Genomic DNA, 20,758 nt, shown 5'->3' with positions numbered 1-20,758 from the left:
CTTAGTGGGAAATCCGGGTGCCGTACTCGGATTCGCCCGCCAGCAGCGACAGCAGTTGTTCGGGGTAACGCCAGCTGCCCACGGCCACCGGCTTACCCAGGGTCTTGGTGGCCTTGAGCGCCGCCTTCACCTTGACCGCCATGCCGTCCTTGATGATGTCTTTTTCCATCAATTCGAAAGCATCGGCTTCGGTGAGGTGGGCGATACGCTGGCCCTTGCCGTCGAGGATGCCGCTCACGTCCGACAGCATCACCAGATCCGCATCCAGGATCTCGGCGATGGCGGTGGCGGCCTGATCCGCGTTCACGTTCATCAGCTTGCCATCGAAGGTGATACCGATGGAACTGACGATGGGCAGGAAGCCACCGGCCAGCAGGCTGTTCACCAGGGTGGCGTCGCCGCCCTCGATCTGGCCCACGGCGCCCAGTTCGGGATCCAGCTGGCTGACCCGGCACAGACCACCGTCACCCAGGCACAGGCCGACCGAGGGGATCTCGTGGGCGATGGCCTGGGCCAGCAGCAGCTTGTTGGCGGTGCCGGCCAGGGCCCCGGCGATCACCGGTATCTGCTCGAAAGGGGTCACCCGCAAACCGTTCTTCTTGGTGGAGGTCAGGCCCATGGCCTTGAGCTGGTTGTCCACCAGCACGCCGCCGCCGTGTACCAGCACCAGGGGGCGGCTCACTTCATCCAGAAAGGTTTTCAGGGTGGTGAACAGGGCAGCCAGGGCCTTGTCGCTTTCCAGCAGGGTGCCACCCAACTTGATCACCAGCGGTTGTTGATTTGCCATCTCTCGTTACTCCTTGATCAGACCCGCCACCGGCGAGAATCCCTGATGAATATTGATACACTGGATGGCCTGGCTGGCCGCTCCTTTCAGCAAATTGTCGATGGCCGACACCACGATCAGCTGGTTGCCGTCCCGCCCCCAGTGCAGATCGCAGAAGGGGGTACCGGCCACGTCGTTGATCTGGGGCCACTGGCCGGCCAGGCGCACTATTTTCTGGCCCTGATAGGCGGCCTGGTAGGCGGCGGCGATCTGCTCGTCGCTCACCCCCTCCTTCAACTGTACATAAACGGTGGCCAGGATGCCGCGGATAAAGTTGCCCAGGTGCGGCTGGAACACCACCTGCTTGCCCAGATGATGGCTGATCTCCGGCTGGTGGCGGTGGTTGAACACCCCGTACGGCTTGAGGCTGACCTCGCAGAAGCTGTTGGCCATACTCGCCTTGCGGCCGGCCCCACTGACGCCGGACACCGCGCTGATGATGGGCCGGGCGCCCTCGGCGATAAGCCCCGCCTGCTGCAGCGGCTTGAGCGCACTGAGCGAGGCGGTGGGATAGCAACCGGGCACCGCTATCAGTTGGGCCGCCTTGATCGCCTCCTGGTTCCACTCCGCCAGGCCGTAAGCGGCCTTGGCCAGCCAGTCGCCGTACTGGTGGTGGAAACCGTAGAACTGGTCGTAGAAGCCTTCGCCGGGCACCCGGAAGGCACCGGACAGGTCGAATACCGGCAGGCCCTTGGCCAGGAAGCCGGGCGCCAGGTCGTGGCTTACCTCATGGGCGGTGGCCAGCAGCACCAGATCCGCCTCGGTGTGGATGCGACTGATGGCCTCCTCGTCCAGGGGCAGCAGCGGCAGTTCGATGACACCGCGCCAGCGCGGGTGCAGGCTGGTGAAGGGCTTGTGGGCATCCTGGCTGCCGCCGGAGACATAGAGTCCGGCCAGGGTCAGGTGGGGGTGGCCATGGATCAGACCGGCCAGTTCGGCTCCGGTATAACCGCTGGCTCCAATGATTGCAGCTTTTAACATGGTCGCGTCCGTAAATCTCGATTCAGCTTGGTATAGATATGCAGGCCTCAGCCTAGCGCGTTTTCGGGCCTTATGTCACCCTAGAGAAAAAACTCAGGCGGGCTGTCGTCGTCGCTGTGGTGAGGAAGGGAAATGCATGGCCATCTGTTACGCTGGTTACCCGGAAAATGACAAGTTCGCAGCCTAGCAATAAAAACATATTTATGCAATTGTGTTGAATTTAAATTAGATAAATTCTCGACGGAGATCCTATGAAATCGCTCAACCTGCTGGACATGTACCGCAACATCATCGCCCTGCCCTCCATCAGCAGCACGGATCCCAGCTGGGATCAGAGCAACGAGCAGGTGATTCGTCTGCTGGCGGACTGGTTCAGCCAGCTCGGTTTCGAGGTGGAAGTGACCGAACTGCCCGACCTGCCTGGCAAGTTCAACCTGCTGGCCACCCGGGGAGAAGGCGACGGCGGCCTGCTGCTGGCCGGCCACACCGATACGGTGCCCTTCGACCCGGGCCGCTGGAACAAGGACCCCTTCAAGGTCACCGAGGAAGGCAACCGCCTCTACGGCCTGGGCACCATCGACATGAAGGGCTTCTTTGCCTTTATAGTGGAAGCGCTCAAGGACCTGGACCTGAGCAAACTCGACAAGCCCATCCGTATCCTCGCCACCGCCGACGAGGAAACCACCATGGCCGGCGCCCGGGCCATCGCCAGTGCCATGGCCATCAAACCCGACTACGCGGTGATCGGCGAGCCCACCGGCCTGGTGCCGGTGATGATGCACAAGGGCCATATGTCGGAAGCCATCCGCATCACCGGCAAGAGCGGCCACAGCTCGGATCCGGCCAACGGCCTCAACGCCCTGGAAATCATGCACCAGGTAATGGCCCGGCTGCTCGACCTGCAGCGCCAGCTCAAGGAAAACTACGCCAATACCCACTTCAAGGTGCCCCAGCCCACCCTCAACCTGGGCCATATCCATGGCGGCGACAGCCCCAACCGCATCTGCGCCTGCTGCGAACTGCACTTCGACATGAGGCCCATCCCCGGGGTCGGCCCCGACGAACTGATGGGGCTGCTGCACCATGCCCTGGAACCCATCAAGGAGCAGTACCCGGGGGCGGTGGAGGTCAGCCACCTGCATGAGCCCATTCCCGCCTACGGCACCGACCCGGAGGCCGAGCTGGTACGGGCCGCCGCCGAGATCACCGGCCACCCGGCGGAAGCGGTGAACTACTGCACCGAAGCGCCCTTTATCCAGCAACTGGGCTGCCAGACCATAGTCCTGGGCCCCGGCCATATCGCCCAGGCCCACCAGCCCGACGAATACCTGGATCTGTCCTTCGTCACCCCCACCGTCCAGGTGCTGCAACATCTGGTCAAACGTTTCTGTTTAAGTAAATAAATTACAGAATTTCCGACCAACCCCGAAGTGGGATTGACCGGAACCGGGAAAAATGGCTAGATAAGTGGCAGAAGCGTCATCATTTTGTAATAAATTAACAAAAGAGGCAGATATGGATAATCATGCAGCACTCAGGGCCAACGTCGGTCTGCTGGGGCAGTTGTTGGGCGATACCATCAAGGCCCACCACGGCCAGGCCTTCCTCGACAAGATCGAGACCATCCGCCAGCTGGCCAAGTCGGCCCGGCAAGGCAACCAGGACGATCAGCAGCAGTTGCTGAGCACCCTGAAAAACCTGAGTGACGATGAGCTGCTGCCGGTGGCCCGCGCCTTCAACCAGTTCCTGAACCTGGCCAACGTGGCCGAGCAGTTCCACACCATCTCCCGGGAATACCAGCGCAGCGCCGGTCCCAGCCCGCTGCACCAGGTGTTCGAGCGGCTCAAGGGCGCCGACATCGACGACAACCGCATCAAGGAGGCGGTGGCCGCCCTGGATATCGAGCTGGTGCTCACCGCCCACCCCACCGAAGTGACCCGCCGTACCTTTATTCACAAGCATGTGCAGCTCAACGACTGCCTGGCCGCCCTGGAGCTGGATCTGCCCGAGCCGGAAAAAGCGGAGATCCTGGCCCGGGTCGAACAGCTGATCGCCCAGGCCTGGCACAGCAACGAGATCCGCTCCCTGCGCCCCACCCCGGTGGACGAAGCCAAGTGGGGCTTCGCGGTGATCGAGAACAGCCTCTGGCCCGCCCTGCCCCAGTTCATCCGCCAGCTCGACCAGCAGCTGCAGGACCACCTGGGCGTGCGCCTGCCGCTGGACGCCGCGCCGGTGCGCTTCGCCTCCTGGATGGGCGGCGATCGGGACGGCAACCCCTTCGTCACCGCCAAGGTCACCCGGGAAGTGCTGCTGCTCGGCCGCTGGATGGCCAGCTCCCTGTTCCTCAACGACATCCAGGAACTGGTGTCCGAGCTGTCCATGTCCCAGGCCAACCGCGAACTCTATATCCAGAGCGGCGAGAGCGACGAGCCCTACCGGGCGGTGCTGCGCCGGCTGCGGGAAGATCTGCGCGAAACCCTGATGCACCTCAACGCCAGGGTGCAGGGCCAGAAGACCGACGCCCGGGATCTGATCACCAGCACCGAACAACTGCGCGAGCCGCTCGAGCTGTGCTACCGCTCCCTGCATGAGTGTGGCCTCGGCATGATCGCCGACGGCCTGCTGCTGGACGTGATCCGCAAGGTCGCCTGCTTCGGCATCCACCTGCTCAAGCTCGACGTCCGCCAGGACGGCGACCGCCACACCCAGGCCCTGGCCGAGATCACCCGCTACCTGGGCCTCGGCGACTACGCCGAATGGAGCGAATCCGACAAGCAGGCCTTCCTGCTCAACGAGCTCAATTCCCGCCGGCCGCTGCTGCCGCGCCAATGGCAGCCCTCGGACGACACCAAGGAGGTGCTGGACACCTGCAAAGTCATCGCCGAGCACCCGCGCGATGCCTTCGGCATCTACATCATCTCCATGGCCGGCGCCCCCTCCGACGTGCTGGCGGTGCAACTGCTGCTGAAGGAAGCCGGCGTCGACTTTCCGCTGCCGGTGGCGCCGCTGTTCGAAACCCTGGACGACCTCAACAGAGGCGCCGAGGTGATCGAGCAGCTGTACGCCCTGCCCTGGTACCGCGGCTACCTGCAGGGCCACCAGTACGTGATGATCGGCTACTCCGACTCCGCCAAGGACGCGGGCATGATGGCCGCCGGCTGGGCCCAGTACAGCGCCATGGAGCAGCTGGTAAACCTGAGCGCGAAAGAACAGGTCAAGCTGACCCTGTTCCACGGCCGGGGCGGCAGCCTGGGCCGGGGCGGCGGTCCCGCCCGCCAGGCGATACTGGCCCAGCCCCCCGGCTCCACCCTGGGCGGCCTGCGGGTCACCGAGCAGGGCGAGATGATCCGCTTCAAGTTCGGCCTGCCCCGGATCGCCATCGACAGCCTGGCGCTCTACGCCAGCGCCGTGCTCGAGGCCAACCTGCTGCCGCCGCCGGAGCCCGAACCCCAGTGGCGTGAGCTGATGGACACCATGGCCCGGGTGTCCTGCGACCATTACCGCTCGCTGATCCGCGGCGAGCCCGACTTCGTGCCCTATTTCCGCGCCGCCACCCCCGAGCTGGAGCTGGGCAAGCTGCCGCTGGGCTCACGCCCGGCCAAGCGCAAGCCCGATGGCGGGGTGGAAAGCCTGCGCGCCATCCCCTGGATCTTCGCCTGGACCCAGAACCGGCTGATGCTGCCCGCCTGGCTGGGTGCCCACAAGGGGCTGGAGCAGGCCATCAAGGACGGCCAGGAGAACACCCTGGTGGCGATGAACAAGCGCTGGCCCTTCTTCCGCGCCCGCCTGGACATGCTGGAAATGGTGTTCCTCAAGGCCGACCTGGGCCTGGCCGCCTACTACGACAGCGTACTGGTGCCGGAGGCGCTCAAGCCGCTGGGCGTACGCCTGCGGGAAGAGCTGAAGGCGAGCATGGATCTTATCCTGCAACTGAAGGAAGAGGCCGAGCTGCTCTCCGACCAGCCCTGGATCAAGGAATCCATCAAGCTGCGCAACCCCTACACGGATCCGCTCAACGTATTGCAGGCCGAACTGCTCAAGCGCTCCCGCCAGCAGGGCGAGATCCACCCGGTGCTGGATCAGGCGCTGATGGTCACCATCGCCGGCATCGCCGCCGGTATGCGAAATACCGGCTAATATAAAAGGGTAAGAGGGCGCAGGCCCTTGAGCTGACACTTGTCAACCGAGCCCGGTCGTCGCAGACTGGGCTTTTTTATGCACGGAAATCACGCTCATGACTCCCGCCATCCTGTTTCTGGAACAGCAGAAGGCCGCCTTTACCCTGCACCAGTACGACTGCACCGCCCAGGACGACTTCGGCGCCCATGCCGCCGGCCAGCTGCGGGTGCCCCTGGGTCAGGTGTTCAAAACCCTGCTCACCGAAGGCGAGCAGGGCGCCGTGGTGGCTCTGGTGCCCTCTTCCGGCAAGGTCAACCTCAAGCGCCTGGCCAAGGCCGCCGGGGTGAAAAAGCTCGACATGATGCCGCCGGCCAAGGCGGAACGGCTCACCGGCTACAAGGTGGGCGGCATCAGCCCCTTCGCCCAGAAGAAGCGGCTGACCACGGTGCTGGATGCCTCGGCGATGGACTATCCCTATGTGCTGGTGTCCGGCGGCAAGCGGGGCCTGTCGGTGGGATTGGCCGCCGACGGGATAGCAGCCCTGCTGCAGGCCCGGATTGCGGATATCGCCGAATAGCCGGTTGCCGCCCCTCAGACCGCGCCTGACGCAGCGGCCGGCGTGAGTGGTCCCTTTTGCATCCGGCTGGGCTATGCTGTCGGGGATATCGACATGGAAAAGGAGCTGAAGATGGGAATTCTGAGCTGGATTCTTTTCGGTCTGGTCGCCGGTTTCCTGGCCAAGTGGATCATGCCCGGGCGGGACGGCGGCGGCCTGATCATGACCATACTGCTGGGCGTCGCGGGCGCCTTCGTCGGTGGCTGGGTCGGCACCCGGCTCGGCTTCGGCTCGGTCACCGGCTTCAACCTCGGCAGCCTCTTTACCGCCGTCATCGGCGCGATCATACTGCTGCTTGCCTATCGCATCCTCAAGAAACCCTAGAAGGAAAACAGATGTCTCCTGCACCCAAGGTCGGCGTGATCGCCGTGGTCTGGCGCCGGCAGCAGGTGCTGCTGGTCCAGCGCAAATACCCGCCCCACGCCGGCCACTGGGGCTTTCCCGGCGGCAAACTGGAATGGGGCGAGACCATGGCCGCGGGCGCGGCGCGGGAACTGCGGGAGGAAACCGGGGTGCTGGCCGAGATGGAGTATCCCTTCGCCTGCTTCGATGTGCTGGCCGAGGAAGACGGCCGCCTCGCCCACCACTATGTGATGGTGGCGGTGCGCGGCCACTACCAGAGCGGTACCCCCGTTGCCGCCGACGACGCCCTGGCGGTGGACTGGTTCAGCCCGGACGCCCTGCCCTCGCCCCTGTGCCCCGACCTCGAGCTGATTATCGCGCGCTCGGCGCCAGCCTGATAGCGGCCATCGGATTATTGCCCCACCGGCAGCCGGGCGCCCGCGCAGGGCAATCGCGCCGCTGCTATCCTAAGAGATACCCAAGGATCCATGGAGGCTGTTGTATGTCCGGGTTGTCAATTCTAGAGAATGAGTGGGTAGTGGTGTGCGATGGCGCCAAGGCGCTGGTGCTGCAGAATGACGGCGACGCCAAATCGCCCAACCTCAAGACCATAGAGGTGTTCGAGCAGAAGGCCCAGCCGACGCGAGAACTCGGCACCGACGCCCCCGGCCGCAGCCATGCCGCGGGCCATGTCCGCACCACCTTCGAGCAGACCGACTGGCACGATCAGGCCGAGCAGGAATTCCTGACCCGGCTCGTCCGGCATCTGGACGACGTCCTCGGCGCCGACAAGACCCGGTCGCTGATCATGGTGGCGCCGCCGCGCGCCCTCGGCATGCTGCGCTCGGCCTATTCGGAAACGCTGAAAAATGCGGTTCGTGCCGAGCTGGACAAGGATCTGGTCAAGATGCCGGTGCACGAAATCGAAAAACTGCTCCTGCGCCACTGAGCCTGTATCGCCACCCGAGGCCAGAAGCACAAAAAATCCGATGACGAGGCGTCATCGGATTTTTTTCTTTCAACCAAGAGGGATCAAGCGGGCGGCAACGGCCACTCGCTTCCCTCGGTCATCTCCCGGCCGCTTACAGCACGGCGTTGAGCACCAGCACGCCCACCAGGCCGGTGGCCCAGGCCAGGGTAGTGGGAATGGACCAGACGATGATCTGCTGCTTCACGTCCTTGATGCCCATCATGCGGTTGACCACCCAGAACAGGCTGTCGTTGAAATAGCCGAAGAACAACGAACCCATGGTCGCCGCCTGGGCCGCCACCAGCATGTTCACGCCGGGGATGGTGGTCAGGATGGGCGCCGAGATGGAGGCCGCGGTAATCATCGCCACCGTGCCCGAGCCCTGGATCAGCCGCACCAGGGTGGAGACGATAAAGGGGATCAGCACCGGCGGCATCGGCAGGCCGGCGATCTGCTCGCCCAGCATGGCACCGGCACCGGACTCGCGCAGCACCGCACCCAGGGCGCCACCGGCACCGGTCACCAGCAGTATGATGCCGGCGCTCTGCAGGCCTTCTTCCAGGTGTTCCATGGTGTCGTGCTTGTTCATCTTGGGCACCAGGGTATAGACCGCCAGCAGCACCGAGATGGACAGGGCGATCACCGGATGGCCCAGGTAGGTGAACAGCTGCACCACCGGGTTCTCGCTCAGGCCGTTCCAGCCGTCGATCTTGGCCAGGGTGCCGAACAGGGTGTTGACGAAGATCAGCAGTATCGGCGCCAGTATCGGCAGCAGCGACAGGAACAGGCTGGGCAGTTCCTTGCCGGCCTTGGAAGCCAGGTAGTGGTTGTAGCTTTCTTCCAGCTCGGGGCTGTCCTGCACCACAGGGGCGTGGAAGTCGGGATACTTGCGACCCAGCCACTGGGCATAGAGCACTATGACTACCACGCAGGGCAGCGCCAGCACCAGGCCGGCGAGCAGCATGGCGCCCACGTCCACGCCGAACAGGCCGGCCACGCCCAGGGGACCCGGGGTGGGCGGCACCGTATGGTGGGTCACCACCAGGCCGCCGGCCAGGGCCACGCCCACGGTCAGCAGGTTGCGCTTGCCCTTAGCGGCCAGCGCCTTGGCGATGGGGTAAAGGATCACGAAGGCGGAGTCGACGAAGATGGGCACAGAGACGATATAGCCGGTAATGGCCATGGCCCACTCTTCCTTCTTCTTGCCCAGCCACTTGATAAAGCTGTAGGCGATCTGCTCGGCGGCACCGGACACCTCCAGGATCCGCCCCATCATGACGCCGAGGCCGATCACGATACCTATGCTGCCGAGGGTGCCGCCGAAGCCCCTGGTGATCACGTTGACGATGTCCGCCGGTGCCATACCGCCAAAGGCGCCGGCGATGCTGGCCGCCGCCAGCATGGCGATCAGCGCGTGCACCCGGGTCTTCACCACCAGGAAAATCAGCACCACTACGGCGACGGCCAGGCCGATCACCGGGGCCATTGAGCTTGCGTCTGTCATTACTTGGTTCCTTCCATATCATCGGCAATAAAACGGCGGATCACGCTGTCGAAATCCGCGTCCTGTACAAAGCCCAACCCCTGGGCTCGGGTAATGTTGAAACGGCCGGGCCAGCTGGCCACGATGCGCGATACCGCCTCGTCTTCTGCGTAACGGATGCGGGCGCACACCTGGTCGCCGGCCACCCGGCGCAGGGCGTCGATCATCTGCTGTACGGTGACTGTGATGCCCGGCAGGTTGACGGTACGGCTGGCGCCGAAGGCCTCGGCGGGCACCTGGGCGGCGCGCACGAAGTTCTCCACCACGGTGGCCGGGGACGACAGCCACATGGGCAGGCTCAGGGCCACCGGGCAGACGCTCTCCTCGCCCTGCAGCGGCTCGCGGATGATGCCGCTGGCGAAGGACGAGGCCGCCTGGTTGGGCTTGCCCGGGCGCACACTGATGGTAGGCAGGCGCAGCACCCGGCCGTCGACGAAGCCCTTGCGGGCGTAGTCGTTGACCAGCAGCTCGCCCACCGATTTCTCCATACCGTAGGAAGACTGGGGGCAGACCGCGGTGTGGTCCTGGATCACCTCCGGCAGCTCGCCGCCGAACACCGCCAGGGAGCTGGAGAACACGAAGCGGCAACCGGGCGCCTGGTGGCGCGCCGCCTCCAGCAGGTAACGGGTGGCGTCGATGTTGACCTTGATGCCCAGGTCGAAGTCGGCCTCGGCATGGCTGCTGACTATGGCCGCCAGATGGTAGATAAGGCCGGTGTCCGGGGTCACCAGCGCCTGCACCGCGGCCTGATCGCCCAGATCCGCCTGCACGCAGCGCACCCGCTCGTCCGCCAGCGGCGAGGTGGGAACGATGACGTCCGCCAGGGTCAGGCGATCGAAGGCGATCTGCTGCTGTTGCAGCAAGGCCCTGGCCAGGCGCTGGCCGAGGAAGCCCGCACCACCGGTAATGATGATATTCATTTGATTCTCCTCGGTGCTCGAGGGCACCCGATAAGCTACAGAGGTTGGTTTGTAATAATCGTTATTATGCCGAGCCTTATTCCACCAGCCGGACCTGCAGGCCCTGGCCGCGCAGCTGTTCCGCCGTCTCTTCCGCCAGGCCGCCGTCGCTGATGATGTCGGTCAGCGCCTGCAGCGGGCAGACGCGGAACATGCCGTATTTGCCGTACTTGCTGCTGTCGCTCACCAGGATCCGGCGCCGCGCCACCTTCAGCAGCGCCTGCTTGACCACCACCTTGTTCTCGGTGGGGGTCGACATGCCCCGCTCCAGATCCCAGGAGCTGGAGCTGATAAAGGCCAGGTCCAGGTTCAGGCTGGCGAGCAGGGTCGCCGCCGCCTGGCCCACGCAGGAGCGGTTGCGCACATCCACCAGGCCGCCGGTGTGGAACAGGGTGAGCTGGGGGTACTGCATCAGGTAATTGGCGATGGTGAAGTCGTTGGTCACCACCGTCAGGTTGGCCCTGCGGGCGATGCCCCTGGCCACCTCGAAGGTGGTGGTGCCGGCGTCCAGGTAGATCACCTGGCCGTCCTCCACCAGTTCCGCCGCCGCCAGGCCGATGGCCACCTTGCTGTTATGGTGGATGCTGGCCTTTTCGCTGTAGGCCAGCTCCTGCTTGACCGCGTCGTTGAGTCTGACCCCGCCGCTTACCGACACCACCTTGCCCTCGGTTTCCAGTTGCTGGATATCGCGGCGCACCGTCATGTGCGACACGTCCAGCTCCTGGGCCAGCTCGTTGATCGGCACTATGTTGCGTTCGTGCACATAGCGGTAGATGTAGTCGCGGCGTTCAGCGGGGATCATGGCTTACTCCTTGTCCGCCCAGGGGGCGAACCAGCCCAGGCCCGCTTCGGTGTTGCCGCGCGGGCGGTATTCGCAGCCCAGGAAGCCGTCGTAGCCCTTGGCGTCCAGATAGTCGAACAGCCAGGGGTAGTTGACCTCGCCCTGGTCCGGCTCGTGGCGCTCGGGCACCGAGGCTATCTGGATATGGCTGAACTTGCCCCACAGCCGGTCGATGGTGCGGGTGAGATCCCCTTCCATGATCTGGCAGTGGTAGAGATCGAGCTGGATCCTGACGTTGGGCCGGTCGATCGCTTCCAGCAACGCCTCGGCCTGCACCTGGGTAGAGAGGAAGTAGCCGGGCATGTCGCGGCTGTTGATGGGTTCAATCAGCACAAGAATACCCTTTGGGGCCGCCTGGTCCGCCGCGTAGCGGATATTGGCCACATAGGTGGCCTGCTGCTGTTCGCGGCTCAGCCCGGGCTGGCACAGGCCGGCCATGGCGTGCAGCTGGGTGCAGCCCAGCGCTTCGGCGTAGGCCAGGGCGGTGGCCACGCCGGCGCGAAATTCCGCTTCCCGGCCGGGCAGCGAGGCCAGGCCGCGCTCGCCCGCCTCCCAGTCGCCGGGGGGCATGTTGAACAGCGCCTGGGTAAGATCCTGGGCCTTGAGCTCGGCGGCGATGGCGTCCTTGTCCTCGGCGTAGGGGAACAGGTATTCCACCGCGCGGAAGCCGGCGGCGCGGGCGGCCTGGAAGCGCGCCATAAAGGGCACTTCGGTAAACATCATCGACAGGTTGGCTGCAAATCGGGTCATGGTCCGCTCCTTACATCTTGCCTTTGAATACCTGCTCCAGCTCCGCCACCTGATCGTCGGTCAGGGTGCGCATGGGGCCGTTGCGCAGGATGAAATACAGCCGGGCAGTCTCTTCCAGCTCCTCGGCGTTGAACATGGCCTCGCGCAGGCTCTTGCCGCTGATCACCGGGCCGTGGTTGGCCAGCAGCACAGAGCCATGCCCGGCGGCCAGCTTGCCCAGCTCCTCGGCGATGCGCGGGCTGCCGGGGCGGAAATAGGGGATCAGCGGCAGCTTGCCCACCCGCATCACGTAATAGGGGGTGATGGGCGGCAGGCAGTTGGCCGGATCCAGCCCGTCCACGCAGGACAGCGCGGTCAGGTAGGGCGAGTGCAGGTGCACTATGCCGCCGGCCTGGGGCCGCTGGCGGTACATGGCGATGTGCATCAGCACTTCCTTGGAGGGCTTGTCGCCGTCCAGGTGGTTGCCGGCCATGTCCACCTTGCTCAGGCAGTCCGGATCCAGGTCGCCGAAGCTGGTGTTGGTGGGGGTGGCCAGCAGGTTGCCGTCGGGCAGCACCAGGCTGAGGTTGCCCGCCCCGCCGCTGCTGTAACCGCGCTCGAACATGGATTTGGCGATCTTCACCATTTCCAGGCGCAGGGAAAATTCAGTCATGGTAAAACTCCTGGGCATTGCTGAAGAAGTGCTCGTCGCCGAAGTTGCCCGATTTGAGCGCCAGCGACAGCGGCTTGTCGAGGGCCCGCACCCAGGGCACGCCCGGGGCGATCTGCGGGCCTATGTGGAAACCGGTCACCGCCAGCGCCTGGGTGACGATGCCGGAGGTCTCGCCGCCGGCCACGATAAACTTGCCGAAGCCCTGGCCGGCCAGGCGGGCGGCCACGGCGGCGAACACCCCCTCCACCGCCTCGCTGGCCCGGGCCGCGCCATACTGGGCCTGGATGCGGGCCAGCTCGGCCGCGGGCTGGGTGGCGTACAGCATGGGCGCCGGGGCGCTGTCCTGGGCCGCGACCCAGTCGGCCAGCTCGGCGGCGTAGGCGGCGGGCGCCTCGATGCAGCGGGCCACCTCCACCAGCCGGTGCGGCGCCCTCTGCTTATAAGTCGCCACCTGGGCGTTGGTCATCTGGGAGCAGGAGCCGGACAGCACCACGGCGCGGCCGCCGGCCACAGGCGCACCCAGCTCCCGGGCCAGGGCGGCGCCCTGGCCGCCGGTGGCAACGCGGGCCAGGCCCGCGCCCAGGCCGGAGCCGCCGGTGACCAGCTTCAGTTCGCTCACCGCCTCGCCCAGCACCGGCAGATCGGCCATGGTCAGGGTATCCAGCACCGCGTAGTTCACACCGGCCGCCTTCAGTTCCTCGATCCGGGCGCGGACCGCCGCCGGTCCGGCCAGCACGGAGTTATAGTCCACCAGCCCCACCTGGCCCCGGGCCTGGGCGGCCATCAGCCGCTGCAGGTTGGCATCCCGCATGGGGGTCACCGGGTGATCCTTCATGCCGGACTCGTTGAGCGGCACCCCGTTCACGAACAGGTTGCCGTGGCAGACGGTGCGGCCGTTCACCGGCAGCGCCGGGCAGATCACGGTAAAACTCTCGCCCAGCGCCGCCAGCAGGGCGTCGGTCACCGGGCCGATATTGCCCTCGGCGGTGGAGTCGAAGGTAGAGCAGTACTTGAAGAAGAAACGGTCGCAACCCAGCTCTTTCAGCCGCGCCAGCGCCGCCAGGGAGTCGGCCACCGCCTGCTCCACCGCGCAGGAGCGGCTCTTCAGGGAGATGACCACGGCGTCCACGTCCGCCGGCACCTCGGCAGGGCCGTGGCCGATCAGCTGGGTCACGCGCCAGCCGTTTTCCACCATAAAGCCGGCGATATCGGTGGCGCCGGTAAAGTCGTCGGCGATAACACCCAGACGTTGCGTCATTTACTTGCCCTCCGGCAGACGGATGCCCTTGAAGGTTTTGACCACGGCGGCGTCGTCTTCACGGCCGTAGCCCTCGTTGCTGGCGGCCAGGAACATCTGGTGGGCGGCGGAGGCCAGCGGCAGCGGGAATTTCATCTGGTGGGCGCTGTCCAGCACTATGCCCAGATCCTTGACGAAGATGTCGACGCTGGAGCGCGGCGCATAGTCGCCGTCCAGGATGTGCGGCACCCGGTTCTCGAACATCCAGGAGTTGCCGGCGCTGTGGGTGACCACCTCGAACATCAGCTCCAGCGGGATCTCCGCCTTGGCGGCCATGGCCATGGCCTCGGCGGCGGCGGCGATGTGCACCCCGGCCAGCAGTTGGTGGATGGTCTTGACGGTGCTGCCCTGGCCGATGTCGGGCCCGATCACGTAGAGCCTTTCGGCCACGGCGTCGAACAGCCCCTTGGCCTGCTCGAACAGCTCGGGCTTGCCCGAGGCCATCACCGACAGCTTGCCGTCGGCGGCCTTGACCGCGCCGCCGGAGATGGGCGCGTCTATCATCTCCAGGCCCAGGGCGGCCAGGCGGCGGTGGATGGACTGGGTCTGGGTGGCGGCCATGGTGCTGCACACGATGACCAGGCTGCCCGGGCGCAGCGCCTGGGCCAGGCCCTGCTCGCCGAACAGCACCGCCTCCACCTGGGCACCGTTCACCACCACCAGCACCAGGGCATCGAGCCGGTCCGCGTAGGGCAGCGCCGAGGGGCCGGTGCCGGCGGCGCCGGCTTCGGCCAGACGAGCGCAGGCATCGGGGTTCAGGTCAAAACCATAGGTATCGAAGCCGGCGCGGATCAGGGACCGGGCCATGCCCATGCCCATGGAGCCGAGGCCGACCAGGCCAATACGGGAAAGTGCGCTCATCTGTGTTACTCCCAAGCTGTGAACTACTGTGATGAATACATTATCGATCACATATCGTCACAGTTAACGTCGGGAACTCACAAAACAGGTAAACCATAAAAAACTTCAATATACTGATTTAAAAGCAATTAAAAGAAATCACCCCATAACAATTATTCACAAAAAAATGTGAAAGAAAATGTGAATAAGATCGCGTAAAGACCCCGACATGACCGAACAATAGAGATCAACCCATTGAAAAAAAAGGATATCTCAATCCTGTGAAAAGGCTGTTCAGAGGCCGTTACGATACCGCAGCATCAGATTTTCAAATGTAATTCTAATGTTAATAATATTTTATCGATGCGCTGTTACCCCTTAGGCTTGTTTCGAACAAAGGAGGCTAGGCCCTGACCGACCCGAAACACACCGTCATCCAGAGGGACACAGACATGACAGCTGAAAAGACAGAAATCGATACGCTGGTGGTAGGCGCCGGTCAGGCCGGCGTGGCCATGAGCGAGCACCTGACCAAACTCGGAGTGCCCCACCTGGTGCTGGAACGCAACCGCATCGCCGAACGCTGGCGCACCGAGCGCTGGGACTCGCTGGTGGCCAACGGCCCGGCCTGGCACGATCGCTTTCCGGGCCTGGAGTTCGACGACCTGGACCCCGACGCCTTCGCCCCCAAGGAGCGCATCGCCGCCTACTTCGAGGCCTATGCCGAGAAGTTCAACGCCCCCATTCGCACCGGCGTGGAAGTGAAAAAGGTCGTTCGTAACACCGATCGCCCGGGCTTCACCGTGGACACCTCCATCGGCGAAATTCAGGCCAACCGGGTGGTGGCCGCCACAGGTCCGTTCCAGCGTCCGGCCATTCCGCCGATTGCGCCCAAGGACGAGAGCCTGTACCAGATCCATTCTTCCGCCTATCGCAACCCGGACCAGTTACCCGCCGGCGCCGTGCTGGTGGTGGGTGCCGGCTCCTCGGGAGTACAGATCGCCGACGAGCTGCAGCGGGCCGGCAAGACCGTTTACCTGTCGGTAGGCCCCCACGACCGTCCGCCCCGCGCCTATCGCAACCGCGACTTCTGCTGGTGGCTGGGTGTGCTGGGCGAGTGGGACGCCGAAGCCATGAAGCCGGGGACCGAGCACGTCACCATAGCGGTGAGCGGCGCCCGGGGCGGCCACACCGTCGATTTCCGCAAGCTGGCCAGACAGGGCATCAACCTGGTGGGCCGCACCGGCACCTTTGCCAACGGCAAAGTCACCTTTGAACAGGATCTGGCGGAAAACATTCGCAACGGCGACGCCAACTACCTGGAACTGCTGGATGCGGCCGATGCCTACATTGCCCGCAACAATCTGGATCTGCCGGAAGAGCCCGAAGCCCGCGAATTACTGCCGGACCCCGAGTGCATGACCACCCCGACCCTGGAGCTGGGCATGGCCGAGGCCGGTATCACCTCCATCATCTGGGCCACCGGTTTCACCACAGATTACAGCTGGCTCGACGTGAACGCCTTTGACGACAAGGGCAAACCCCAGCACAAGCGCGGTGTGTCGAGCGAACCGGGGATCTATTTCCTGGGTCTGCCCTGGCTGTCCCGCCGTGGCTCCACTTTTATCTGGGGGGTATGGCACGACGCCAAGCACATCGCCGACCACATCGCCACTCAGCGCAAGTATGCCGCCTACAAGGACGCCGACCAGCGTGACGCCGGCAAGGTCAGCGACATTCGCGCTGCCAAAAAGGAAAGCGCCGCCTGAAACTAACCCATTAACCCGGACCGGCACAGTGCCGGTCCCTGTTCGCTTACTCAATCAGTATTAACCGGAGCAACCCCATGCCCACTCACACTCGCATACGCATGTTCAACACCAAGGAAACCTACCCCAACCAGAGCCTGGACAACGATCTGTGCCAGGCGGTACGGGCGGGCAACACCGTCTATGTGCGCGGTCAGGTCGGTACCGACTTCGAAGGCAAGCTGGTCGGGCTGGGCGATCCCCGGGCCCAGGCGGAGCAGGCGATGAAGAACGTCAAACAGCTGCTGGAAGAAGCCGGCAGCGACATGAGCCATATCGTCAAGACCACCACCTACATCACGGATCCGCGCTTTCGCGAGCCGGTCTACCAGGAGGTGGGCAAGTGGCTGAAGGGGGTCTACCCCATCTCCACCGGCCTGGTGGTGGCGGGCCTGGCCCAGGCCGAATGGCTGATGGAGATCGATGTCATCGCCGTCATTCCCGACGAACAGGCATAAGGAGGATACCATGACCTTTTCCGTCGCCGGGCTTTGCCCCGACACCGGCATGATGGGCTGCGCCATCAGCTCCTCCAGCATTGCCGTGGCCAGCCGCTGCGCCTTCGTGCACAGCGGCGTGGGCGTGGCCCTGAGCCAGAATGTCACCAATCCGGTGCTTGGCCCCCTGGCACTGGAGCTGTTGCAGGAAGGGGTGGCGGTGGAGCAGATCCCCGGTGTGCTGGCCAAGGCCGACCCCCACTTTCAATGGCGCCAGCTCGGCGTGCTGGACCGCCAGGGCAACGGCGTTACCTTCAGTGGTGACCGGGCCCTGGGCCTGCACGCCACCGCCCGGGGCCGGCACTGCCTGGCCATGGGCAACCTGCTGGCCAACACCCGGGTACCCCAGGCCATGGTGGCTGCCTTCGAACAGAGCCGGGGCCACCTGGCCGAACGGCTGCTGCTGGCGCTGGAAGCCGGGCTGGAGGCCGGCGGCGAGCTGGGGCCGGTGCATTCCGCCGGCCTGCTGATGAGCGCCGAGCCCAGCTGGCCGGTGGTGGATCTGCGGGTCGACTGGCATATCGCCCCCCTCCACGAACTGCGCCTGCTCTGGCGGCAATACCAGCCACAGATGCAGGCCTACATCACCCGCGCCCAGGATCCGGCCCAGGCCGACGCCTTCGGCGTACCGGGGGATGAATAAGGGGTCGGCTGCCGCCCGGCAAGGGAAGACCGGCATCACCCCGACAACCCGGGTGTCCATGCGGACACCCGATTCAACCCAAAATGGATGTAATGGAGATACAGATAATGGATTTGTTCAAATCTTTCTCAACCCTCGCCAAAGCCGTTCCCCTCGCTTGTCTGGCCTTCGGTGCCCAAGCGGAAACCTGGAAGTACGCCATCGAGGTATCCCAGGGAGATATTCAGGATCTCTATGCTCAGGAGTTCAAGAAACGCATTGAGGCCAAGACCGACGGTGACGTGAAGGTCAATATCTTCTACGGTGGCACCCTGGGTACTTCGGCCGACGCCACCGAGCTGGTAGCCGATGGTGCCCTGCAATTCGCCAATATATCCCTTGGCCACCTGGGTTCCTTCGTGCCGGAGATACAGCTGTTTTCCATCCCCTTCATCCTGTCGGAGAACAACGAAGTCAACAAACACCTGATGACCGACTCCACAACCGTCTATCAGGGCATGGAAAAAGGTTTCGCCAAGACCGGGCTGCGCCTGATGAGCATCTACTCCGAAGGCGAGGATGCCTGGGCCGCCAACCGTGCCGTGCGTACTCCGGAAGATCTGAACAACTTCAAGATGCGTATTCTGGTGTCCCCGCTGCAGGTAGAGGCATTCAAGGATCTGGGCTCCAGCCCCACCCCGCTACCTTTTGGTGAAGTCTACGGTGCCCTGCAACTGAAGATGATCGACGGGGTCGGCCAACCCATATCCTCGGTCTACCAGAGCAACTTCTTCGAGGTGACTGACTACCTGATCTCGGCCCGCCATCAGCTGTTCACCAGCGCCATCATCACCGGCGATGACTGGTTCGACGGTCTGCCGACCGAGCGCCAGCAGCTGATCCGCGACACAATGACGGAAGTCACCCACTACATGATGGACGAGGTACCCAGGCTGGAGCAGGAGTTCCTGGCCAAGATACTGCAGGAAAAACCGGCCATGACCTATATCAGCCTGAACGAAGTCCAGCGTGACGCCTTCCGGGCCAGGGCCGAGCAAACCCGGCAGAAGTTCGTACAGATGGTAGGCAGCCATGGCCAGCAGGTGCTGGACGGCTTTCTCGCCGAGCGCGACCGTCTGGAGCAGCAGCTGAACTGAGGTTCGGCTTTCTCCCCGCCGCCGCCCGGCAATGGGTGGCGGCACCTGCCGAGGGTACCCCTATGACTCCCATGTTACACCGCGGACTGATCCTGGCCGACCGCTGGATCCACCGGCTGGAAGTGACCTGTCTGGCCGGTGGCATACTGCTGATGGCACTGAACACCATCATCAACGTATTCGGCCGCTACCTCTTTGCCCACAGCCTGTATTTTGCCGAAGAACTGAACCAGATCCTGATGGTGGTGATCACCTTCATGGGGTTGGGTTACGTCACCCGCCAGGGCCGCCATATCCGCATGTCCGCCCTCTACGACGTGCTGCCCGATCGCTACAAGAAAGGGCTGATGCTGCTGATTACCCTGAGCACTGCCCTCACCCTGTTCCTGCTCAGCTACTACGCCTATGCCTATGTTGCTCAGATGGCCCGGCGCGGCATGATCACGGCCGCCCTGCAGATCCCCCTGTACTGGACCCTGCTGGTGGTGCCGCTCGGCTTCTTCATCGCCGGACTGCAATACAGCCTGGCCTTTATCCGCAACCTGCAAAGCCGCGACATTTTCCTGTCGTTCCATGCCTTGGACATCTACGACGAATCGCAACCCAAGGAGTCGCTCTGACGCGGCCGCCCACAGAAGGAAAAAACCATGACCACGGTAATGCTGAGTACCATGATAGTGCTGCTGTTGCTGGGCTTTCCCATGATGATGCCGCTGCTCATCGCCACCCTGGCGGCCTTTTTCCTGTTTTTCGAGATGCTCAATCCCACCATCATCATCCAGCAGATGGTGGGCGGGGTGAAACCCTCGGCGCTGGTCGCCGTGCCGATGTTCATTCTCTCGGCCGACATTATCACTCGCGGCCATTCCTCGGATCGCCTGCTCGACCTGGTGATGCGCTTCGTCGGCCACCTGCGTGGCGGCCTGGCAGTCACGGTAGCGACCACCTGTACCCTGTTCGGTGCGGTTTCCGGCTCCACCCAGGCGACAGTGGTGGCGGTGGGTGGCCCCATGCGGCCACGCATGCTCAAGGCCGGTTATAGCGATACCTTTACCATGGCATTGGCCATCAACGCCTCCGACATTGCCTTCCTGATCCCGCCCAGCATCGGCATGATCATCTACGGTGTGCTCACCGGCACCTCCATTTCCGAGCTGTTCATCGCCGGCATAGGGCCGGGGCTGCTGATCCTGGCGATGTTTTCCGGTTATGCGGTGTTCTACGCCTGGCGTCACCGCATACCGGTAGAACCCAGATCCAGCTGGCATGAACGCTGGCGGGCCATCCGCCGGGCGATCTGGCCCGCCGGCTTCCCGTTGATCATCGTCGGCGGCATCTACGGCGGCGTGTTCAGCCCCAGCGAGGCCGCCGCCATCTGTGTGCTCTACGCCATCCTGCTCGAGGTGGTTATCTTCCGGTCCATCAGGCTGAAGGAGCTGCCCGGCATCGCCCTGTCCACCGGCCTGGTCACCGCCGTGGTCTTCATCCTGATCGGGGCCGGAGCCGCTTTTTCCTGGGCCTTGTCCTACGCTGAGGTGCCCCAGACCATCATCAACGGCCTCAACCTGGCCGACGCCGAGCCCATGACGGTGTTGCTTTGCATCGCCGTCGCTTTCTTTATCGGCTGCATGTTCGTCGATCCCATAGTGGTGATGCTGATCCTGATCCCCATCTTCCTCCCCCTGATCCGCTCCTCCGGGCTCGACCCGGTACTGGTCGGCACCATGATTACCCTGCAGGTAGCCATCGGATCGGCCACGCCCCCCTTCGGCTGCGACATTTTCACCGCCATCGCCATTTTCCGGCGACCCTATATGGAGGTGATACGGGGTACTCCCCCCTTCATATTCATGCTGTTGCTGACCGCCATGCTCTTGGCCCTGTTTCCGCAGATAGCCCTGTTCCTGCGTGATTTACTGGTCTCGTCCCGATAAGGAG

General features: G+C 64.0%; 21 protein-coding genes. 12 read left to right on the top strand and 9 right to left on the bottom strand.

Features of this window, described 5'->3' with window-relative positions:
• Position 1: 1 nt before the first annotated feature.
• Both argB and argC read right to left on the bottom strand, forming a co-directional pair.
• Entirely contained in the window at positions 2-787 is a 786-nt protein-coding gene (argB, locus tag JKV55_RS10260) for an acetylglutamate kinase (protein WP_202084916.1), read from the bottom strand.
• Positions 788-793: 6 nt separating this feature from the next.
• On the bottom strand, positions 794-1,807 hold the full coding sequence (argC, locus tag JKV55_RS10255) for an N-acetyl-gamma-glutamyl-phosphate reductase (RefSeq protein ID WP_202084914.1): 1,014 nt from the start codon (positions 1,805-1,807) through the stop codon (positions 794-796).
• A gap of 251 nt (positions 1,808-2,058) precedes the next feature.
• Between argC and argE the strand changes: the two genes are divergently transcribed.
• The 6 genes from argE to JKV55_RS10225 all read left to right on the top strand — a co-directional run bounded on the left by argE (position 2,059) and on the right by JKV55_RS10225 (position 7,833).
• Positions 2,059-3,210, top strand: a complete 1,152-nt coding sequence (gene argE, locus JKV55_RS10250) for an acetylornithine deacetylase (protein ID WP_202084912.1) — start codon at positions 2,059-2,061, stop codon at positions 3,208-3,210.
• Positions 3,211-3,322: 112 nt separating this feature from the next.
• A complete protein-coding gene (gene ppc / locus JKV55_RS10245) occupies positions 3,323-5,944 on the top strand; it encodes a phosphoenolpyruvate carboxylase (protein ID WP_202084910.1) in 2,622 nt (873 codons plus the stop codon).
• Positions 5,945-6,041: 97 nt separating this feature from the next.
• On the top strand, positions 6,042-6,503 hold the full coding sequence (gene ybaK / locus JKV55_RS10240) for a Cys-tRNA(Pro) deacylase (RefSeq protein ID WP_202084908.1): 462 nt from the start codon (positions 6,042-6,044) through the stop codon (positions 6,501-6,503).
• Between the two features lie 111 nt (positions 6,504-6,614).
• Positions 6,615-6,866, top strand: coding sequence for a GlsB/YeaQ/YmgE family stress response membrane protein (locus JKV55_RS10235; RefSeq protein WP_202084898.1), 252 nt, complete (start codon positions 6,615-6,617; stop codon positions 6,864-6,866).
• A gap of 11 nt (positions 6,867-6,877) precedes the next feature.
• Complete coding sequence (locus JKV55_RS10230) at positions 6,878-7,282, top strand: NUDIX hydrolase (protein WP_202084897.1); 405 nt, start codon at positions 6,878-6,880, stop codon at positions 7,280-7,282.
• 104 nt (positions 7,283-7,386) lie between these two features.
• Positions 7,387-7,833, top strand: a complete 447-nt coding sequence (locus JKV55_RS10225; RefSeq protein ID WP_202084895.1) for a host attachment protein — start codon at positions 7,387-7,389, stop codon at positions 7,831-7,833.
• Between the two features lie 133 nt (positions 7,834-7,966).
• On the opposite strand, the gene JKV55_RS10220 is transcribed toward JKV55_RS10225, so the two are convergent.
• The 7 genes from JKV55_RS10220 to ltnD all read right to left on the bottom strand — a co-directional run bounded on the left by JKV55_RS10220 (position 7,967) and on the right by ltnD (position 14,757).
• Complete coding sequence (locus JKV55_RS10220) at positions 7,967-9,358, bottom strand: GntP family permease (RefSeq protein ID WP_202084893.1); 1,392 nt, start codon at positions 9,356-9,358, stop codon at positions 7,967-7,969.
• Entirely contained in the window at positions 9,358-10,317 is a 960-nt protein-coding gene (gene denD, locus JKV55_RS10215; protein ID WP_202084891.1) for a D-erythronate dehydrogenase, read from the bottom strand. The genes JKV55_RS10220 and denD overlap by 1 nt, the downstream gene beginning before the upstream one ends.
• Before the next feature lie 76 nt (positions 10,318-10,393).
• Positions 10,394-11,158 (bottom strand): DeoR/GlpR family DNA-binding transcription regulator, encoded by a 765-nt coding sequence (locus JKV55_RS10210; protein WP_202084889.1) that lies wholly within the window; start codon positions 11,156-11,158, stop codon positions 10,394-10,396.
• Between the two features lie 3 nt (positions 11,159-11,161).
• On the bottom strand, positions 11,162-11,947 hold the full coding sequence (gene otnI / locus JKV55_RS10205; protein ID WP_202084887.1) for a 2-oxo-tetronate isomerase: 786 nt from the start codon (positions 11,945-11,947) through the stop codon (positions 11,162-11,164).
• A 10-nt stretch (positions 11,948-11,957) separates the two neighbouring features.
• Positions 11,958-12,599, bottom strand: a complete 642-nt coding sequence (gene otnC, locus JKV55_RS10200) for a 3-oxo-tetronate 4-phosphate decarboxylase (RefSeq protein WP_202084885.1) — start codon at positions 12,597-12,599, stop codon at positions 11,958-11,960.
• Positions 12,592-13,857, bottom strand: coding sequence for a 3-oxo-tetronate kinase (gene otnK, locus JKV55_RS10195; RefSeq protein ID WP_202084884.1), 1,266 nt, complete (start codon positions 13,855-13,857; stop codon positions 12,592-12,594). Before otnK ends, otnC begins: the two co-directional genes overlap by 8 nt.
• The gene (ltnD, locus tag JKV55_RS10190) at positions 13,858-14,757 is read right to left on the bottom strand and encodes an L-threonate dehydrogenase (protein ID WP_202084882.1); all 900 of its coding nucleotides are present in this window, start codon (positions 14,755-14,757) and stop codon (positions 13,858-13,860) included. It abuts the gene before it with no gap.
• Between the two features lie 431 nt (positions 14,758-15,188).
• Between ltnD and JKV55_RS10185 the strand changes: the two genes are divergently transcribed.
• The 6 genes from JKV55_RS10185 (at position 15,189) to JKV55_RS10160 (ending at position 20,754) form a co-directional block, all read left to right on the top strand.
• Positions 15,189-16,505, top strand: coding sequence for a flavin-containing monooxygenase (locus JKV55_RS10185; protein ID WP_202084879.1), 1,317 nt, complete (start codon positions 15,189-15,191; stop codon positions 16,503-16,505).
• 77 nt (positions 16,506-16,582) lie between these two features.
• The gene (locus JKV55_RS10180) at positions 16,583-17,002 is read left to right on the top strand and encodes a RidA family protein (RefSeq protein WP_094039410.1); all 420 of its coding nucleotides are present in this window, start codon (positions 16,583-16,585) and stop codon (positions 17,000-17,002) included.
• 10 nt (positions 17,003-17,012) lie between these two features.
• Positions 17,013-17,684 (top strand): DUF1028 domain-containing protein, encoded by a 672-nt coding sequence (locus JKV55_RS10175; protein ID WP_202084877.1) that lies wholly within the window; start codon positions 17,013-17,015, stop codon positions 17,682-17,684.
• Between the two features lie 107 nt (positions 17,685-17,791).
• The gene (dctP, locus tag JKV55_RS10170; RefSeq protein WP_202084875.1) at positions 17,792-18,820 is read left to right on the top strand and encodes a TRAP transporter substrate-binding protein DctP; all 1,029 of its coding nucleotides are present in this window, start codon (positions 17,792-17,794) and stop codon (positions 18,818-18,820) included.
• Positions 18,821-18,882: 62 nt separating this feature from the next.
• On the top strand, positions 18,883-19,440 hold the full coding sequence (locus tag JKV55_RS10165) for a TRAP transporter small permease (protein WP_202084873.1): 558 nt from the start codon (positions 18,883-18,885) through the stop codon (positions 19,438-19,440).
• 27 nt (positions 19,441-19,467) lie between these two features.
• Positions 19,468-20,754, top strand: a complete 1,287-nt coding sequence (locus JKV55_RS10160) for a TRAP transporter large permease (RefSeq protein ID WP_237332809.1) — start codon at positions 19,468-19,470, stop codon at positions 20,752-20,754.
• Positions 20,755-20,758 lie beyond the last annotated feature (4 nt).

Origin of the sequence: Zobellella iuensis (genome assembly GCF_016746085.1) — a bacterium.
Lineage (GTDB): Bacteria > Pseudomonadota > Gammaproteobacteria > Enterobacterales > Aeromonadaceae > Oceanimonas > Oceanimonas iuensis.
This window is presented reverse-complemented; position numbering and strand designations above follow the sequence as displayed.

Coding starts and splice junctions, on each gene's coding strand:
- argB (WP_202084916.1), bottom strand. CDS start 787: ATGGCAAATCAACAACCGCTGGTGATCAAGTTGGGTGGCACCCTGCTG.
- argC (WP_202084914.1), bottom strand. CDS start 1,807: ATGTTAAAAGCTGCAATCATTGGAGCCAGCGGTTATACCGGAGCCGAA.
- argE (WP_202084912.1), top strand. CDS start 2,059: ATGAAATCGCTCAACCTGCTGGACATGTACCGCAACATCATCGCCCTG.
- ppc (WP_202084910.1), top strand. CDS start 3,323: ATGGATAATCATGCAGCACTCAGGGCCAACGTCGGTCTGCTGGGGCAG.
- ybaK (WP_202084908.1), top strand. CDS start 6,042: ATGACTCCCGCCATCCTGTTTCTGGAACAGCAGAAGGCCGCCTTTACC.
- JKV55_RS10235 (WP_202084898.1), top strand. CDS start 6,615: ATGGGAATTCTGAGCTGGATTCTTTTCGGTCTGGTCGCCGGTTTCCTG.
- JKV55_RS10230 (WP_202084897.1), top strand. CDS start 6,878: ATGTCTCCTGCACCCAAGGTCGGCGTGATCGCCGTGGTCTGGCGCCGG.
- JKV55_RS10225 (WP_202084895.1), top strand. CDS start 7,387: ATGTCCGGGTTGTCAATTCTAGAGAATGAGTGGGTAGTGGTGTGCGAT.
- JKV55_RS10220 (WP_202084893.1), bottom strand. CDS start 9,358: ATGACAGACGCAAGCTCAATGGCCCCGGTGATCGGCCTGGCCGTCGCC.
- denD (WP_202084891.1), bottom strand. CDS start 10,317: ATGAATATCATCATTACCGGTGGTGCGGGCTTCCTCGGCCAGCGCCTG.
- JKV55_RS10210 (WP_202084889.1), bottom strand. CDS start 11,158: ATGATCCCCGCTGAACGCCGCGACTACATCTACCGCTATGTGCACGAA.
- otnI (WP_202084887.1), bottom strand. CDS start 11,947: ATGACCCGATTTGCAGCCAACCTGTCGATGATGTTTACCGAAGTGCCC.
- otnC (WP_202084885.1), bottom strand. CDS start 12,599: ATGACTGAATTTTCCCTGCGCCTGGAAATGGTGAAGATCGCCAAATCC.
- otnK (WP_202084884.1), bottom strand. CDS start 13,857: ATGACGCAACGTCTGGGTGTTATCGCCGACGACTTTACCGGCGCCACC.
- ltnD (WP_202084882.1), bottom strand. CDS start 14,757: ATGAGCGCACTTTCCCGTATTGGCCTGGTCGGCCTCGGCTCCATGGGC.
- JKV55_RS10185 (WP_202084879.1), top strand. CDS start 15,189: ATGACAGCTGAAAAGACAGAAATCGATACGCTGGTGGTAGGCGCCGGT.
- JKV55_RS10180 (WP_094039410.1), top strand. CDS start 16,583: ATGCCCACTCACACTCGCATACGCATGTTCAACACCAAGGAAACCTAC.
- JKV55_RS10175 (WP_202084877.1), top strand. CDS start 17,013: ATGACCTTTTCCGTCGCCGGGCTTTGCCCCGACACCGGCATGATGGGC.
- dctP (WP_202084875.1), top strand. CDS start 17,792: ATGGATTTGTTCAAATCTTTCTCAACCCTCGCCAAAGCCGTTCCCCTC.
- JKV55_RS10165 (WP_202084873.1), top strand. CDS start 18,883: ATGACTCCCATGTTACACCGCGGACTGATCCTGGCCGACCGCTGGATC.
- JKV55_RS10160 (WP_237332809.1), top strand. CDS start 19,468: ATGACCACGGTAATGCTGAGTACCATGATAGTGCTGCTGTTGCTGGGC.